Source organism: Mycolicibacter nonchromogenicus (assembly GCF_002101775.1).
Taxonomy (GTDB): domain Bacteria; phylum Actinomycetota; class Actinomycetes; order Mycobacteriales; family Mycobacteriaceae; genus Mycobacterium; species Mycobacterium nonchromogenicum.
Map to the genome: position 1 here is coordinate 19,374 of NZ_LQPI01000050.1, position 16,466 is coordinate 35,839.

Annotated in this window: 14 protein-coding genes; 10 read left to right on the forward strand and 4 right to left on the reverse strand. The window is 70.3% G+C overall.

What is annotated here, in order from left to right; all coding sequences use genetic code 11:
- Positions 1-2: 2 nt before the first annotated feature.
- Positions 3-608: a YqgE/AlgH family protein gene (locus tag AWC18_RS14190; protein WP_064998790.1), complete on the reverse strand. Its 606-nt coding sequence runs from the start codon at positions 606-608 to the stop codon at positions 3-5.
- A gap of 125 nt (positions 609-733) precedes the next feature.
- On the opposite strand from AWC18_RS14190, the gene AWC18_RS14195 reads away from it, so the two are divergent.
- Entirely contained in the window at positions 734-2,041 is a 1,308-nt protein-coding gene (locus tag AWC18_RS14195; protein WP_064998791.1) for an MFS transporter, read from the forward strand.
- Positions 2,028-2,801, forward strand: a complete 774-nt coding sequence (locus AWC18_RS14200; RefSeq protein ID WP_064998792.1) for a TIGR03084 family metal-binding protein — start codon at positions 2,028-2,030, stop codon at positions 2,799-2,801. Before AWC18_RS14195 ends, AWC18_RS14200 begins: the two co-directional genes overlap by 14 nt.
- Positions 2,802-2,910: 109 nt before the next feature.
- Here AWC18_RS14200 and AWC18_RS14205 read toward each other — a convergent pair whose 3' ends face one another.
- Entirely contained in the window at positions 2,911-3,441 is a 531-nt protein-coding gene (locus AWC18_RS14205) for a pullulanase (protein WP_064998793.1), read from the reverse strand.
- A gap of 25 nt (positions 3,442-3,466) precedes the next feature.
- The gene (locus tag AWC18_RS14210; RefSeq protein WP_085139157.1) at positions 3,467-4,909 is read right to left on the reverse strand and encodes a CCA tRNA nucleotidyltransferase; all 1,443 of its coding nucleotides are present in this window, start codon (positions 4,907-4,909) and stop codon (positions 3,467-3,469) included.
- A 207-nt stretch (positions 4,910-5,116) separates the two neighbouring features.
- Between AWC18_RS14210 and AWC18_RS14215 the strand changes: the two genes are divergently transcribed.
- From AWC18_RS14215 to AWC18_RS14250, 8 genes are all read left to right on the forward strand, one after another.
- Positions 5,117-5,875 carry an NUDIX hydrolase gene (locus AWC18_RS14215; protein ID WP_085139158.1) on the forward strand — a complete coding sequence of 253 codons (759 nt, stop codon included), beginning with the start codon at positions 5,117-5,119 and terminating at the stop codon, positions 5,873-5,875.
- Positions 5,872-8,232 carry a hypothetical protein gene (locus AWC18_RS14220; RefSeq protein WP_420093340.1) on the forward strand — a complete coding sequence of 787 codons (2,361 nt, stop codon included), beginning with the start codon at positions 5,872-5,874 and terminating at the stop codon, positions 8,230-8,232. The genes AWC18_RS14215 and AWC18_RS14220 overlap by 4 nt, the downstream gene beginning before the upstream one ends.
- Positions 8,160-11,603 carry a murein biosynthesis integral membrane protein MurJ gene (gene murJ / locus AWC18_RS14225; RefSeq protein WP_420093344.1) on the forward strand — a complete coding sequence of 1,148 codons (3,444 nt, stop codon included), beginning with the start codon at positions 8,160-8,162 and terminating at the stop codon, positions 11,601-11,603. Before AWC18_RS14220 ends, murJ begins: the two co-directional genes overlap by 73 nt.
- Before the next feature lie 76 nt (positions 11,604-11,679).
- The gene (gene sigM / locus AWC18_RS14230; protein ID WP_064998796.1) at positions 11,680-12,252 is read left to right on the forward strand and encodes an RNA polymerase sigma factor SigM; all 573 of its coding nucleotides are present in this window, start codon (positions 11,680-11,682) and stop codon (positions 12,250-12,252) included.
- A gap of 43 nt (positions 12,253-12,295) precedes the next feature.
- Complete coding sequence (locus AWC18_RS14235; protein ID WP_208858370.1) at positions 12,296-12,805, forward strand: RsmA family anti-sigma factor; 510 nt, start codon at positions 12,296-12,298, stop codon at positions 12,803-12,805.
- A 110-nt stretch (positions 12,806-12,915) separates the two neighbouring features.
- Entirely contained in the window at positions 12,916-13,902 is a 987-nt protein-coding gene (gene trxB, locus AWC18_RS14240) for a thioredoxin-disulfide reductase (RefSeq protein ID WP_064998798.1), read from the forward strand.
- Positions 13,899-14,228 carry a thioredoxin gene (trxA, locus tag AWC18_RS14245; RefSeq protein WP_064998799.1) on the forward strand — a complete coding sequence of 110 codons (330 nt, stop codon included), beginning with the start codon at positions 13,899-13,901 and terminating at the stop codon, positions 14,226-14,228. The genes trxB and trxA overlap by 4 nt, the downstream gene beginning before the upstream one ends.
- A gap of 168 nt (positions 14,229-14,396) precedes the next feature.
- Entirely contained in the window at positions 14,397-15,617 is a 1,221-nt protein-coding gene (locus tag AWC18_RS14250; protein ID WP_064998844.1) for an N-acetylmuramoyl-L-alanine amidase, read from the forward strand.
- Positions 15,618-15,623: 6 nt separating this feature from the next.
- Here the strand turns inward: AWC18_RS14250 and AWC18_RS14255 are convergent, their stop codons facing one another.
- On the reverse strand, positions 15,624-16,367 hold the full coding sequence (locus AWC18_RS14255) for an acetyltransferase (RefSeq protein WP_064998800.1): 744 nt from the start codon (positions 16,365-16,367) through the stop codon (positions 15,624-15,626).
- Positions 16,368-16,466: the final 99 nt, after the last annotated feature.

The window sequence follows — 16,466 nt, forward strand, 5'->3', positions numbered from 1 at the left end:
GATCAGTTGCGGCTGATGTCGATCGGGTGGGTGGCCAGCAGCGCGGTGGGCCACGGCTGCCGGCGCAGGGCTCGGCCCCACAGGTCGACTCGCGGCGGCACCAGCACATCAGACGGCAGCGCCGACAGCACGATCCAGTCATCGCGCTCGATCTCGCCCTCGAGTTGGCCGATGGTCCAGCCGGCATAACCGGCGAAGATCCGCACGCCCTCGACAAGCGGTGCGATGGTCTCGGGGTCCGCGTCCAGGTCGACCATCACCATTCGGCCGTCGATGTGCCGCAGACCGGGCACCCCGTGGGGTTCGGCGCCGACTCGCAACAGTCCCACGCACAGCGCGGCATCGCGTTTCACCGGTCCGCCGATGAACATGGTCTTGGGTTTGGCGGCGAGCTCGGACCACTGCGGCAGCACGTTGTAGACGGCGGTCTCACTGGGGCGGTTGAGCACCACGCCCAGGGTTCCCCCGTCGTTGTGCTCGACCACGTAGATCACGGTGCGGCGAAAAGTGGGTTCGAGCAGATCGGTGTTGGCCAATAGCAGCGTGCCGGCCCGTACCCGTTGCGCAGCGGGCGCGACATAGTCCTCGGGGTCTTCGGGCTGGGCCATTTTTCCATCATGGCACCCCAGGGCGTCATTCGTGTCGAGCTGTGCCGAACATCCCCCGCCCCGCAATATTTGTAGTCTGGTTTGGGGCCGGTGCCACGCCGCCGCCCGAGTCTGGAAGAGGTTCTGTGGTCGACAACCGCGCTCCCGCATCACTGTGGCGGTCGGCGCGCGCGCTGCCGGAGTTCCGCCGTCTGCTGGAACTGCGGGCCGCCAGCCAATTCGGCGACGGCCTGTTCCAGGCCGGATTGGCGGGAGCACTGCTGTTCAACCCGGACCGGGCCGCCTCGCCGTGGGCGATCGCGGGCGCTTTCGCCGTGCTGTTTCTGCCGTATTCGGTGCTGGGGCCGTTCGCCGGTGCGCTGCTGGACCGCTGGGACCGGCGCCAGGTGATGGTGGTGGCCAACCTGGCCCGGCTGGTTCTGGTGCTCGGGATCGCGGCGCTGCTCGCGGTCGGCGCCGGGGACCTGCCGGTGTTGTGTGCGGCACTGGTGGCCAACGGATTCACCCGGTTCATCGCCACCGGGCTGTCTGCGGCGCTGCCGCATGTGGTTCCGCGAGAACAGGTCGTGACGATGAATGCGCTGGCGATCGCGACCGGCGCGGTGGCTGCCTTCTTGGGCGCCAACTTCATGCTGCTGCCGCGCTGGCTGGTGGGCACCGACGACCGCGGTGCGGCGTCGATCATTGCGGCCGTGGCCATTCCGGTCGCGATCGCGCTGGTGCTCTCGCTGCGCTTCGCCCCCCACGCGCTCGGTCCGGACGACACCAAACGAGCGATCCACGGTTCGGTGCTGTATGCGGTGACGACGGGATGGATGCACGGCCTCAGGACGGTGCGCGCCCGGCCCACCGTGGCCGCCACCCTGTCCGGACTGGCAACGCACCGGATGGCCTTGGGCATCAACACGCTGATGGTGCTGGTGCTGGTCCGACACGTCGGCGAGCACGTGGTGTCCGGGCTGGGCACCACGGCGTTGTTCGTCGCCTCGGCCGGCGCCGGATCGTTTCTGGCAACGGTGCTGACCCCCCCTGCGGTGCACCGCTGGGGCCGCTACGCCACCACCAACGGCGCGCTGGCGGCGGCCGCGGTCATCCAGCTGGCCACCGTCGGGCTGTACCTACCGGTGCTGGTGGCATGCGGATTCCTCCTCGGCGTGGCCGGGCAGGTGGTCAAACTCTGCGCCGACAACGCCATGCAGATCGACGTCGATGACGCCCTGCGCGGCCATGTGTTCGCGGTGCAGGATTCCCTGTTCTGGGTGTCGTTCATCCTCGCCGTCGCCGGTGCCGCGGCGCTGATTCCCCCCGACGGGCAGGCGCCCTCACTGATGGTGGCCGGCACCGTGCTGTACCTGATCGGTCTGGCCGGGCACGCGTTCATCGGGCGCCGCCGCGAACCGGTGGGCCTAGAGTACGGGCATGGCCCAAACTGAACTGATCGTCGCCGACCTGCGCGCCGAGAGCGACGAACTCGATGAGCTGGTGGCCACGCTCGCCGACAGTCAATGGGGCATACCCACGCCGGCGGCAGGCTGGACCATCGCCCATCAGATCGGTCATCTGCTGTGGACCGACCGGGTGGCGCTGACCGCTATCACCGATGAGGCGGGTTTTGCCGCCGTGCTGACCGATGCGATGAAGGACCCCACCGGATTCGTCGACGCCGGCGCCGCCGCACTGGCCCAGCTTCCGCCGGCCGAGCTGCTGGAAGACTGGCGCACCACCCGCGCGAATCTGCACGAGCAGTTGCTGGGTGTGGCCGAAGGGCGCAAGCTTCCGTGGTTCGGCCCGCCGATGAGCGCCGCCTCGATGGCCACCGCTCGGCTGATGGAGACCTGGGCGCACGGCCTAGACGTCGCCGACGCGCTCGGGGTGCGGCGCCGCCCCACCGATCGGCTGCGCTCGATCGCGCACCTGGGGGTGCGAACCCGCGACTTCGCCTTCACGATCCACAACCTGACTCCGCCGGCCGAACCGTTTCACGTGGAACTACACGCCCCCGAGGGCGGCGTGTGGGCGTGGGGCCCGGTGAACGCCGAGCAGCGGGTGACCGGAACCGCCGAGGACTTCTGCTCCCTGGTCACCCAGCGGCGTGCACTGGCCGACCTGGACCTCACGGCCTACGGCGCCGACGCCCAGCGCTGGTTGGAGATCGCCCAGGCTTTCGCGGGGCCGCCCGGTCGGGGGCGCTGAGCGCGCCAGCGCGAAGCGAGACCCGGCCGCACCAGCACGGTCGGGGGCGCTGAGCGCGCCAGCGCGAAGCGAGACCCGGCCGAACCAGCACGCTCGGGGGCGCTGAGCCTCACAGCACGGCGGCGCCGTCGGCGGCACCGTCACCATCGGAGTCGGTGAGCTTGACGTTCCACCGTCCGTCGCCGTCGGTGTCGACATAGGCCGCGCCATATCCGCCCGCGCCGTTGCCGATCAGCACCCGATCGGCGCGCCCATCGCCGTCGGAGTCCAGCAGCCGGTCATTGACGCGCCCGTCCCCGTCGAAATCCACCAGGGGACCGCCGGTGTGCTCGACGTCATCGAGCCCCATCCAACGCAATCCGCCCGAGCGATCCGCAGAGCCCGCCACGCCGCCGTGCCCCCAGGTGCCGGAACCGTCATCGCCGAAGGAGGCCTCCGGGATGCCGTCGTCGTCGAAGTCCAGCAGGAGGTGGTCGGCTATCCCGTCCCCGTCGAGATCTACCAGCGCGTCGTCACGCAGGCCGTCCCCGTCGAAGTCCAGGCTGATCGCGTCGGCCAACCCGTCCCCATCAAGATCCACGTCGGGGGTGCCGGTCCAGATCGTGGCCGTGCCATCACCGTCGCCCAGGCAGTAGTCCATACCCTGCTCAGACGTGGCGAGGGGGCTAGCGGTTCCCCTGCTCCTGCCACCACGACAGCAACTCGGCCGTCGCCTCCTCGCGGGTCAGCGGCCCGCGCTCCAGGCGGAGCTCCTTGAGATAGCTCCATGCGCGGCCCACCTGCGGACCCGCCGGGATGTTGAGCAACTCCATGATCTCGTTGCCGTCCAGGTCCGGCCGCACCCGCTGCAGGTCTTCCTGGGCGGCCAGCACTGCGATTCGCTCTTCGAGCTGGTCGTAACTGGCCTGCAGGCGCGCCGCGCGCCGCTTGTTGCGGGTGGTGCAGTCCGCCCGGACCAGCTTGTGCAGCCGACTCAGGAGCGGTCCCGCGTCGGTGACGTAGCGCCGCACCGCCGAGTCGGTCCACTTGCCGTCGCCGTAGCCGTGAAACCGCAGGTGCAGGTAGACCAGCTGGGACACGTCGTCGATCATCTGCTTGGAGTAGCGCAGCGCGCGCAGCCGTTTGCGGGCCATCTTGGCGCCCACCACTTCGTGGTGGTGGAAACTGACGCCCCCGTCAGATTCGTGGCGGCGGGTGGCCGGCTTGCCGATGTCATGCAGCAGTGCCGCCCAGCGCAGGACCAGGTCGGGGCCGTCGTCCTCCAGGTCGATCGCCTGCCGCAACACGGTCAACGAGTGCTGGTAGACATCCTTGTGCTGGTGATGCTCGTCGATCGCCATCCGCATACCGCCGACCTCGGGCAGCACCACATCGCCCATTCCGGTTGCCACCATCAGGTCCAGGCCGGCCACCGGGTCGGCGCCCACCAGCAGCTTGTCCAACTCGGCGGCCACCCGTTCAGCGGTGATGCGCGCGAGCTCCGGCGCCATGTCCTCGATCGCGGCGCGCACCCGCGGCGCCACCGTGAAGCCGAGCTGTGAGACGAACCGGGCGGCGCGCAACATCCGCAGCGGGTCGTCGCCGAAGGAATCCTGCGGCGCGGTCGGAGTGTCCAGCACCTTTTCCCGCAACGCCGCCAGGCCTCCCAGCGGGTCGAGGAACTCCCCCGGCCCGGCCGGCGTGATCTGAACCGCCATCGCGTTGGCGGTGAAGTCGCGGCGCACCAGGTCCTCGTCGAGCGAATCCCCGAAGCGCACTTCGGGATTGCGCGAGACCCGGTCATATTTGTCGGCCCGGAAGGTGGTGGTCTCCACGCGGTGGCCGGCCACCGTCGCGCCCACCGTGCCGAACTCGATGCCGGTGTCCCACATCGCTTCGGTATGGCCCCGCAGAATGCTCTGCACCTGCTCCGGGCGAGCGTCGGTGGTGAAGTCCAGGTCCGGGCTCGGCCGGCCGAGCAGGGCGTCGCGGACGGATCCGCCGACCAGGTAGATCTGGTGGCCGGCTTCGGCGAATATGGCGCCGAGGGTCCGCAGCACTTCGGCGTGCCGGTTCAGCGCGACGGCCGCCGTGGTCAGCAGGTCGGCGTCTTCATGGGCTTCAGGCACGTTCGATGAGCTTAGCGGTGGTCGCGAGGACGGCGAAGCCGGGCGAAGCGGGCCAGCGCCATCGGCACAGCGGTGGTCGCGAGGACGGCGAAGCCGGGCGAAGCGGGCGCTGCCCCGGCCCGCGCCGCCGATCCCGCACACTCGGCGCGCCCCGGGCACCGGCGAGGGAGGCCATTCGGTCCTCGCGTGCCAGCTACTATCACATGGGTGTCGGCCGACGGCGGAGAAGCCAATCCGGGACGGCGCCGCAGGCGGCGTCGTGGTCGACGCACGTCTGGTCCGAAAATCAACCACGCCGAATCGCCGGCCACCGATGCCGGCCCCGCCCCGAGCCCGACTCCGAGCCGGGCGGCTCAACGGCGGCCCCGCACCGCGAGGCACGGGCCGGACCGACTGCGCACCGTGCATGAGACCTCGGCCGGCGGGCTGGTCGTCGACGGCATCGACGGCCCGCGCGAAGAGCAGGTGGCGGCGCTCATCGGCCGGGTGGACCGGCGCGGCAGGATGCTGTGGTCGCTGCCCAAGGGGCATATCGAAGTCGGCGAGACCGCCGAGCAGACCGCGATCCGCGAAGTCGCCGAAGAGACCGGGGTGCAGGGCAGCGTGCTGGCCGCACTCGGCAGCATCGACTATTGGTTCGTCACCGACGGCCGCCGCGTGCACAAGACGGTGCACCACTACCTGTTGCGGTTCTCCAGCGGCGAGCTGTGCGACGACGACGTCGAGGTCGCCGAAGTGGCGTGGGTGCCGATCCGGGAGCTGCCCTCCCGCTTGGCCTACGCCGATGAACGGCGGTTGGCGCAGGTCGCCGACGAATTGATTGACCGGCTGCAGGCCGACGGCCCGGCCGCCCTGCCGCCCCTGCCGGTGACCGCGCCCTGGCGACGTCAGCAGACGCATTCCCGCGCCCGCCGTACTCGCGAGGACTCGCCGGACCGGAAGAACGGTCGCAGGCTGGACCCGTGACCCACACCCGACGAAAGGGTCTCTCGCCGAGACGGTTGGCGGCCCTCCCGGCGGTGGTGGCCGCCCTCCTGATGACTCTCGGCACGACGCTCGGCGGCGCCGCCCCCCACGTGCCCGCCGGCGAGCCCGACGTGGCGCCGTTTGTCCAGATCCGCATCGACCGGGTCACCCCTGAGGTCGTCACCACCTCCAGCGACCCGCTGGTCACCGTCGCCGGCACGGTGAGCAACGTCGGCGACCGGCCGGTCCGCGATGTGATGGTGCGCCTCGAGCGGGCCGGAGCGGTCGCCTCCTCGGCGGGGCTGCGCACCAACCTTCGCGGCGCCAACGATCAATACCGCGCGGTGGGCACGTTCGACACGGTGGCGACCGAGCTGCAGCGCGGCCAGGAAGCCCGCTTCACGCTGACCGCACCGCTGCGTGCGGCGAGCCAGCCGGCGCTGAACATCGAGCACCCCGGCATCTATCCGATGCTGGTCAACGTCAACGGCACGCCCGACTACGGCGAGCCGACCCGGCTCGACGACGCCCGCTTCCTGCTCCCGGTCACCGGCCTGCCCAAACCGGATCCGGAGTCCGGCCTGTCCGCCGAGCCCGTCGCACCCGACATCTCCCAACCGGTGCGGCTCACCATGTTCTGGCCGCTGGCCGACCGGCCCCGGCTGACGCCCGGGGCGCCGGGCGGCACCCTGCCGGTGCGGCTCACCGATGACGACCTGGCGACCTCGCTGGCCCCGGGCGGGCGCCTCGATGTTCTGCTGTCCGCCGCCGAATTCGCCACCAGCCCCGCGGTCGACGCCAACGGCGTGGTCAACCGGGCGCTCTGCCTGGCCGTCGACCCCGATCTGGTGGTCACGGTCAACGCGATGACCAACGGCTACGTCGTCTCCGACTCCCCCGAGAGCACCACCTCGCACCCGGGCACCGGCCGCGACGCAGCCCGGACCTGGCTGGAGCGCCTGCGGCGCTTGGCACACCACACCTGCATCACGGCCACCCCCTACGCGCAGGCCGACCTGGATGCGCTGGCCCGGGTGGGTGACGCGCGGCTCGCCGAGATCGCGGTGCGCAAGCCCGCCGAGATCGTCGACCGCATCCTCGAGGTGAACTCGACCCGCGGTGCCGTCCTGCTCGGCGACGGCCGGCTCACGGCCGGCGCAGCCGATCTGATCGGCGCGCAGGGCTCAGACAACGGCGTAGCGGTGGTGATCACGGCCGGCGACTGCGCAGCCCAGGACTCCCCGTCCGGCGCGTCGGCCACCGCCGATCTCAGCCCGCGGCGGGTGTCCCCACAACTGGTGTCCATCCCCTATGACCCCGCGGTCGGCGCCGCGCTGGCGGCGATGGGCACCGATCCCGTCGCGCCCAGCTACCAGGACACCTCCCTGGCCGTCCGGCTTCGCCACGACTCCGCGCTGGCCCGTCGCCAAGACGCCGTGGGCTCCATGCTGTGGCGCGGGCTGGAAACCCCGGAGGACGCCCGCGCGCCCCGCGACGAGGTGTGGATGCCACCGGCGTACTGGAAGCCCCGTGCCGGTGACGCCCAGGCGGTGCTGACCACACTGGCCACCGCGCTGCGCTCGGGGCTGGCCGTGGCCCGGCCGTTGAAAACGCTGATCACCGAATCGCGGGGGGTGACGGCGCCCCCCGAGCATCCGCTGCCGGCCCAACAGCCGGTGGGCGGTTTCAGCCCGGACGTCATCGGTGCGGTGGCCAACGACATCGGCCGGCTGACGGCCTTGACCTCGGCGTTGACCACCGACGTCCGCACCGGCCTGACCGGCGACCAGTACACCGCGCCGCTGGCCGAGGGCATGCTGCGTGCACTGACCCAGTCCGAACCGGTCGAAGTCCGCAACGGGCTGGCGGCGCAACGTCTGGCGATCATCGGCAACACCGTGGCCGACCTGATCGGCGGGGTCACCATCGTCAACCCGGCCGACTCCTACACGCTGGCGACCGAGCACAGCCCGCTGCCGCTGGCGTTGCGCAACGATCTGGCGGTGCCGATCCGGGTGCGGCTGCATATCGACGCCCCACCCGGAATGACGGTGACCGACGTCGGGGAATTGGAGCTGCCGCCGGGCTTTCTGCCGCTGCGGGTCCCGGTCGAGGTCCGCGTCAACCAGCACTTCGTGGTCGACGCCGCACTGCAAACCCCCGACGGCCTGCCGTTGGGTGAGTCCGTGCGATTGTCGGTGCATTCCAACGCCTACGGCCTGGTGCTCTTCATGATCACCATGACCGCGGCGGCGGCGCTCACCGCGTTGATCGGGCGCCGGCTCTGGCACCGCTTCCGCGGCCAGCCCGACCGCGCCGACCTGCCCGCCCCGCCCGGCCCGGGAGGCGATCGGTGAGCACGCCGGCCCAGCGACCCGCGCGCCCCGAGCTGACCGACGCCGCAGTGGTGTCACGGTCCTGGGGGATGGCCCTGGCCACCCTGGTCAGCCGGATCACCGGATTCATCCGGGTGGTGCTGTTGGCGGCGATCCTGGGGGCCGCCCTGTCGAGCGCCTTCTCGGTGGCCAACCAGCTGCCGAACCAGATCGCGGCCCTGGTGCTGGAGGCGACGTTCACCGCGATCTTCGTGCCGGTGCTGGCCCGAGCCGAACGCGACGACGCCGACGGCGGCGCGGCCTTCGTCCGGCGGCTGGTCACGCTGGCCACCGCATTGCTGCTGGCCACCACCGTCATCTCGGTGGCCGCGGCGCCGCTGCTGGTGCGGTTGATGCTCGGCGGCGACCCGCAGGTCAACGAACCGCTGACCATCGCGTTCGCCTACCTGCTGCTGCCGCAGGTGATCTGCTACGGACTTTCCTCGGTGTTCATGGCAATCTTGAACACCCGCAACATCTTCGGGGCGCCGGCCTGGGCGCCGGTGGTCAACAACGTGGTGGCGATCGCCACGCTGCTGGCCTATCTGGTGGTACCGGGCGAACTGTCGGTCGACCCGGTGCGGATGGGCAACGCCAAGCTGCTGGTGCTCGGGCTGGGCACCACGGCCGGCGTCGTCGCCCAGACCGCTGTTCTGCTGGTGGCGATCCGCCGCGAGCGGATCAGCCTGCGGCCGCTGTGGGGCATCGACGAGCGCCTCAAGCGGTTCGGCACCATGGCCTCGGCGATGGTGCTCTACGTCTTGATCAGCCAGGTCGGCCTGGTGGTGACCAATCAGATCGCCAGCACCGCCGCGGCGTCCGGCCCGGCGATCTACTACTACGCCTGGCTGTTGCTGCAGCTGCCGTTCGGCATGATCGGCGTGACGGTGCTGACCGTGGTGATGCCCCGGCTGAGCCGCAACGCCGCCGCCGGCGACGACCCCGCGGTACTGGCCGATCTGTCGCTGGCCACCCGGCTGATGATGATCACCCTGATTCCGATCGTGGCGCTGATGACCGTCGGCGGGCCGGCGATCGGCAGTGCGCTGTTCGCCTACGGCAACTTCGGCAATGTCGACGCGGGATACCTGGGCGCGGCGGTCGCAATGTCGGCGTTCACCCTGATCCCCTACGCGATGGTGCTGCTGCAGCTGCGGGTGTTCTACGCCCGGGAGCAGCCGTGGATCCCCATCGCCATCATCGTGGTGATCACCGCGGTGAAGATCGCCGCCTCGCTGGCGGCCCCGCATCTGACCGACAACCCCGATCTGGTGGCCGCCTACCTCGGCCTGGCCAACGGACTCGGGTTCCTCGCCGGCGCGATCGTCGGGCACCTGCTGCTGCGGCGCTCGCTGCGGCCCGGGGGGCTGGTGGGCCCCGATGTGATCCGCACCGTGCTGGTGACGCTGACCGCGTCGCTGCTGGCCGCGCTGGTCGCCGAGGTCCTGGATCGAGTAACTGGCCTGCAGCTGCTGACCGACCACGGCGCGGGGGGATCGATGCTGCGCCTGTTGGTCATGACGCTGGTGATGTTGCCGATCATCGGCGCGGTCATGGTCCGCGCCGAGGTGCCCGAGGCGCTCGCCGCACTGGCCGCGGTACGGCGACGATTCGGTGCCCGAAGCGCCCAGATCGGCATGCCCAACCCTGCTTCTCCCGATCTCGCCGTCCCGTACGCTGAGCACAACCGTTTGCCCACAGCCGGCGGGGACGTGCCGAACGGTCCCGCCGCGCACATGCCGCCGGAACGCATCTCCGGTGGCCGGACACCGAAAGGCGCGGAGGTGGCCGATATCTCTTCCGAGGGCGCCGGGTCTCGGGCCACGGCGCGATCCGTTGCTGCGCAACAGTCCCGCGGGGCTGCCGAGGCCCCCGACCCGGCCGGCAACGAGAGCCTGCTGACACCCGGCCTGAGCATCGCCGGCGGTCGCTACCGGCTGCTGGTCCGGCACGGCGGCACCCCCGTGCTGCAGTTCTGGCAGGCGCTGGACACCGCGCTCGACCGGCAGGTCGCGCTGACGTTCGTCGACCCCAATCAGACCCTGGCCGACGACCAGCTCACCACCGTCCTGTCCCGCACCCAGCGGCTCAGCCAGATCACCCTCCCCGGTATCGCTCGGGTGCTCGATGTGGTGCGCGTCGGCGCCGGCGGGCTGGTGGTCTCCGAATGGGTGCGCGGCGCTTCGCTGCAGGAGGTGGCGGGCACCTCGCCGTCCCCGATCGGCGCAGCCCGCGCGATCCGGTCGCTGGCCGCCGCGGCCGAGGCAGCCCACCAAAGTGGTGTGGCCATGTCGATAGACCATCCGGCCCGGGTCCGGGTCAGCATCGACGGCGACGTCACCCTGGCCTTCCCCGCCACGCTGCCGGAAGCCAAGCCCGAGGACGACATCCGCGGGATCGGCGCCGCCCTGTATGCGCTGCTGGTCAACCGGTGGCCGTTGGCCGATTCCGGACCCGACGTCGGCCTGGAACCGGCGGCCCGCGACGCGGCCGGCAACCCGGTCCAGCCCGACTCGATCAACCCGGACATCCCCTTCCAGATCGCGGCGGCGGCCAGCCGCGCGATCCAGCCCGACGGCGGAATCCGCGGCGCCTCGACGTTGTCGAACCTGCTGCAGCAGGCCACCGCCCTGCACGAGCAGACCGAGCTGTTGGGCACTGTCGGTGACGATGCGCCCGCGCCTCGTCCGGCGCCGGCTCCCCCGGACGAGGAGACGCAGGCCGAGCGGCGCCGTCGGGTGCTGATAGGTCTGGGCATCGGCGGCGCCGTCATCCTGGTCGCGCTGCTGGTGCTGGCCTCGGTGCTCAACCGGATCTTCGGCGACGTCAACGGGTTGGACAAGACCGAACTGGGCTTGAGCAGTCCGTCGGCGTCATCGCAGACGGGCACCAACGGGCCCAGTGGCAGCGTGAAACCGGTGCAGGCGACGGTCTTCTCCCCCGGCGGCGAAGCCGACCGGCCCCAGGATGCCGGGCTGGCCATCGACGGCAATCCGGCCACCGCCTGGTCAACCGACACCTACTCCGATCCGGTGCCTTTCCCGAACTTCAAGAACGGCGTCGGGCTGATGCTGCAACTGCCCCAGCCCACGGTGATCGGCACCGTCACCCTCAACGTGCCCAGCACCGGCACCCGCGTGGAGCTGCGCTCCTCCCCGACGCCCAAGCCGACACGTCTGGAAGACACCACCCTGCTGGCCCCGGCCAAGTTGCTGCTGCCCGGTACCAACAAGATCACCGCCGACTCGGCGTCTCCGACGTCGAACCTGCTGGTCTGGATCTCCACGATGGGCAACACCGATGGCGAAAGCCGCACCCAGATCTCGGAGATCACCGTGCAGGGAGCGTCCTAGGCGCGCGCGACCACGCCCTGTGCACAGCTCGTGCGGGTGAAGTGCCGGCGGGGCCACTGCTGGTTACTGTCCGGCCATGGGCCACCCGGAGCGCAGTGACGCCGAGCTGTTGGCCGCGCACGTCGCCGGTGACCGCTACGCCTTCGGCGAGCTCTATGCCCGCCACCACCGCAGGCTGCGCCGGTTGGCCCGGCTCACCACCGGATGCCCGGAGGACGCCGAGGATGCCCTGCAGGAGGCGATGCTGTCGGCACATCGGGCGGCCGGAAATTTTCGCCACCACGCCGCGGTCGGCAGCTGGCTGCACCGGATCGTGGTCAACGCCTGCCTGGATCGATTGCGCCGCAACACGATTGCATGCATCGAACTGCTCGACACGCACGCCGTCATCGGTGATCGCACCGCCGAGGTCGAGACCTGCTTGGAGGTGCACGCGGCGTTGTCGCGGCTGCCGGTCCACCAGCGCGCCGCCGTGGTCGCCGTTGACATACAGGGCTTTTCGGTCGCCGAAGCCGCCCACGCATTCGGGGTGGCACCGGGCACCATCAAGAGCCGCTGTGCCCGGGGCCGCGCGCGGCTGGCCGTACTGCTCGAGCGGTCCCGGCACCCCGGCGCGGCACTGCGGTCCGCCCGCCCGGTGGCCGGATAGCCTTGGCGACGGCGACGACACCACAGCGAGCGGAAGCGGCAACATGCCTAGCGATGAGGGCGAGAAACCGGCCCGGGCTCACACCGGGCCACCGGCGCACTCGAGCCGGCCCCTACCCCCGTTGCGTCGAGTCGCCGCCTGGGCCGGCGGCGCCGCCGCGCTGGTGGCGATCGGCGTGGGCACGGTGGCGTTGATCCGGTTTCCCGGCGACACTCCCAGCGGCCCCCGCTCCCTGGACGCCATAACGGTGGAGTCCGCGCCGACGGCGGTGCTGCCGCTGTCCGAGCCGGAGATCCTGGAGCTGTTGGACCGGCGCCCCGAGTACGGGCCGTTGACCGATCCGGCCCGCCGCAGAGGCTGTCTGGCCGGGCTGGGGTACCCCGCCTCGACACGCGTGCTGGGTGCCCGCGAGGTCACCATCAACGGTCACCCCGCGGTGGTGCTGCTGGTGCCGGACACGCCAGAGGGCACGATCATCGCTTTGGCGGTGGCTCCGAGCTGCAGTTCCGCCGACACCGGACTGATGGCCGACACCATTGTCCGGCGCCCGTAGGTGCCGGCCGGGCCCGGCGATGGCGCGCGGGGGAACATCGCCGCCTACGCTGACGTTGCTAGCCCCAGTAACCACCCATCCCGAGCGGATCCGAGAGGAAATGGCACTCGATGTCTGAGACACCCTCCACCCACAACGTGATCATCATCGGTTCCGGCCCCGCCGGGTACACCGCCGCGATCTACGCTGCCCGGGCGCAACTGGCACCGCTGGTCTTCGAGGGGACCGCCTTCGGCGGCGCGCTGATGACCACCACCGAGGTGGAGAACTTCCCCGGCTTCCGCAACGGCATCATGGGTCCAGAGCTGATGGACGAAATGCGCGAGCAGGCGCTGCGGTTCGGCGCTGACCTGCGCATGGAGGACGTCGAGTCGGTTGACCTGGAGGGACCGGTCAAGACCGTGGTCACCGCGGACGGCGAGACGTACCGGGCCCGCGCGGTCATCCTGGCCATGGGCGCCGCCGCCCGCTACCTGAACATCCCCGGTGAGCAGGAACTGCTGGGCCGCGGGGTGAGTTCGTGCGCCACCTGCGACGGGTTCTTCTTCCGCGACCAGGACATCGCGGTGATCGGCGGCGGCGACTCCGCGATGGAGGAGGCCACCTTCTTGACCCGCTTCGCGCGCAGCGTGACCCTGGTGCACCGCCGCGAAGAGTTCCGCGCCTCGAAGATCATGCTCAACCGGGCCCGCGAGAACGACAAGATCCGTTTCCTCACCAACAGTGTCCCGGTGGCGGTGGAGGGTGAGCAGACCGTGACCGGGCTGCGGGTTCGCGACACCAAGACCGGCGCGGAGACCACCCTGCCGGTGACCGGCGTGTTCGTCGCCATCGGCCACGACCCCCGCTCGGCACTGGTGCGCGGGTCTGTCGACCTGGACCCGGACGGCTACGTGCTGGTCCAGCAGCCGAGCTCACGCACCTCCGTGGAAGGGGTGTTCGCGGCCGGCGATCTGGTCGACCGTACCTACCGCCAGGCGATCACCGCCGCCGGCACCGGCTGCGCGGCCGCCATCGACGCCGAACGTTGGCTGGCAGAATCCGAAGACGTCACCGACGACACCGGCACCGAAACCTTGATGGGAGCACCACGATGACCGACCACGCCACGGTAGAAGTCACCGACGCCACCTTCGCCGCCGACGTCCTGGCCAGCAGCAAGCCGGTGTTGGTGGACTTCTGGGCGACCTGGTGCGGCCCGTGCAAGATGGTGGCCCCGGTGCTGGAGGAGATCGCCGCCGAACAGGCTGACCAGCTGACCGTCGCCAAGCTCGACGTGGACGCCAACCCGGACACCGCGCGGGATTTCAATGTGGTCTCCATCCCCACGTTGATCCTGTTCAAGGACGGTCAGCCGGTGAAGCGGATCGTCGGTGCCAAGGGCAAGGCGGCTCTGCTGCGCGAGCTCGCCGACGCCACGTAGCGATCCAGCGCACGGTTGCGGGCGCTTGTGAGCCTCGGCTCTCAGGTGCCGTTTGTGGCCTCGCCGTTTTCGAAAATTGGCCGGGGATCTGAGACAATTCTGGCTAATGTGCTGGCAACCACCAGTGACTGTTCCACTGCCACCAGCGACGACCGGAGGGCCTCAGTGATGTCGGGTCGGTATCGCGGCACCGAGCAGGGCCTGCGTCGTGGCGACCGCAGCGGAGCCGTGGTGGAGATCCGGGAAGCGCTGGCCGCCCTGGGGTTGGTCGACAGCCCCGACGCAGACCTGACCACCGGCAAGCATGTGGCCCTGGACGTCTTCGACGCAGACCTGGACCAGGCGGTGCGGGCTTTTCAGCAGCAGCGGGGCCTGCTGGTGGACGGTGTGGTCGGCGAGGCCACCTACCGTGCGCTCAAGGAGGCGTCCTACCGGCTGGGCGCCCGAATACTCAATCACCAGTTCGGTGCGCCGATGTACGGCGACGACGTGGCCACCCTGCAGGCCCGCCTGCAGGATCTGGGTTTCTACACCGGTCTGGTCGACGGCTACTTCGGCATCCAGACGCATAACGCTCTGATGTCCTATCAGCGTGAGTACGGCTTGTATGCCGACGGCATCTGCGGGCCGGAAACGTTGCGCTCCTTGAACTTCCTGGCCTCCCGGGTGACCGGCGGTTCGCCGCACGCGATCCGCGAGGAGGAACTGGTGCGCCGGTCCGGACCGCGGCTCTCCGGCAAGCGGATCGTCGTCGATCCGGGCCGTGGCGGTCCGGACCACGGGCTGATCATCCAGACGCCGTCGGGGCCGATCAGTGAAGCGGACATCTTGTGGGACTTGGCAAGTCGTCTGGAAGGCCGGATGACGGCCATCGGCATGGACACCTTCCTGTCCCGGCCCAGTGGCCGCAATCCATCGGACGCCGAGCGCGCAGCGACCGCCAACGCCGTGGGTGCTGACCTGATGATCAGCCTTCGCTGCGCCACCCACGCCAGCCCGGCGGCCAACGGAGTGGCCTCGTTCCACTTCGGCAATTCCCATGGCTCGGTGTCCACCATCGGCCGCAACCTCGCGGACTTCATCCAGCGAGAGATCGTGGCCCGCACCGGATTACAGGACTGCCGGGCGCACGGCCGGACTTGGGACCTGTTGCGTCTGACCCGGATGCCCACCGTCGAGGTCGACGTCGGTTACATCACCAGCCCGCATGACTGCGCGGTGTTGGCCTCCCCCGCCAGCCGTGACGCCATCGCCGAGGGCATGCTCGCCGCGGTCAAGCGGCTGTACCTGCTCGGCAAGAACGACCGGCCCACCGGAACCTTCACCTTCGCCGAACTGCTGGCCCACGAGCTGTCGGTCGAGCGGACCGGCCAGCTCGGCGGTTCCTGACCGTACTCAAGCGGTCGCGGAGCCCGATCCCCCGGGCAGACCGGCCCCAATCGGTTGCTCCAGCCGCGAGCTCTCCAGCAGACGCTCCAGCGCAGCCTCCACTTCAGCCTTCCACCCCAGGCCCTTGTCGAGTTCCAGGCGCAGTCGCGGGAAGTACTGGTGCGGCGCCACCACCGTGAACCCGACGTCGGTCAAGAAGTCGGCCTCGATGATGCAGTGCTCCACCGAGCAGTCGCCGACCGCCTCCAGCACCGGCGCGACATCGGGCGGAACCGTGCTCATATCGAGTAGTTCGGAGACCGCCGGCGTGCGGCCGAAGGCCTCGAGTGCCCGAACGCCACGGCGCATCAACTCCTCGACCACCCGCGCGATCAGTTCCCGTGGCAACCCGTCGGCCATCGGAGCCGGATCGACCCCGATCGACGTCAGCAGCACCGCGTCGGCCGAGACCGGCCCGGTGGGAAACCGGTGTGCCCGCGGCACCGCCCGCGGGGGTGCGTAGAGCACGTAGCCCAGACACGGTGGATCCCCGACTCCCCGCGTGGCGCTCGACGGGGTGGCGAACTGACCGCAGGTCCCCCACTCCAGCATCACCATCGACAGCCAGGCTTCCTTGTCGAACTCCGGATCGGAGAGGTGATCGTCGTGGCCGAGGGTTGCCGGATCGACCTCCCAGAAGACACAGCGGCGTGCGTGCTTGGGAAGCTGCTCGAAATCCTCGAGCTTCAGCGGTGCGATTCGGACAGACACTGGACTCCCGGTCTCAACCCGTGCTGCCGCCGACGACAGCCCCTTAAGAATAGGAGGGTCACGCCGCCCGATGCCACCCGCGGCACCGTTCGGTGGGTC

Coding starts and splice junctions, on each gene's coding strand:
- trxA (WP_064998799.1), top strand. CDS start 13,899: ATGACCGACCACGCCACGGTAGAAGTCACCGACGCCACCTTCGCCGCC.
- AWC18_RS14190 (WP_064998790.1), bottom strand. CDS start 608: ATGGCCCAGCCCGAAGACCCCGAGGACTATGTCGCGCCCGCTGCGCAA.
- AWC18_RS14250 (WP_064998844.1), top strand. CDS start 14,397: ATGTCGGGTCGGTATCGCGGCACCGAGCAGGGCCTGCGTCGTGGCGAC.
- sigM (WP_064998796.1), top strand. CDS start 11,680: ATGGGCCACCCGGAGCGCAGTGACGCCGAGCTGTTGGCCGCGCACGTC.
- AWC18_RS14235 (WP_208858370.1), top strand. CDS start 12,296: ATGCCTAGCGATGAGGGCGAGAAACCGGCCCGGGCTCACACCGGGCCA.
- AWC18_RS14200 (WP_064998792.1), top strand. CDS start 2,028: ATGGCCCAAACTGAACTGATCGTCGCCGACCTGCGCGCCGAGAGCGAC.
- trxB (WP_064998798.1), top strand. CDS start 12,916: ATGTCTGAGACACCCTCCACCCACAACGTGATCATCATCGGTTCCGGC.
- AWC18_RS14205 (WP_064998793.1), bottom strand. CDS start 3,441: ATGGACTACTGCCTGGGCGACGGTGATGGCACGGCCACGATCTGGACC.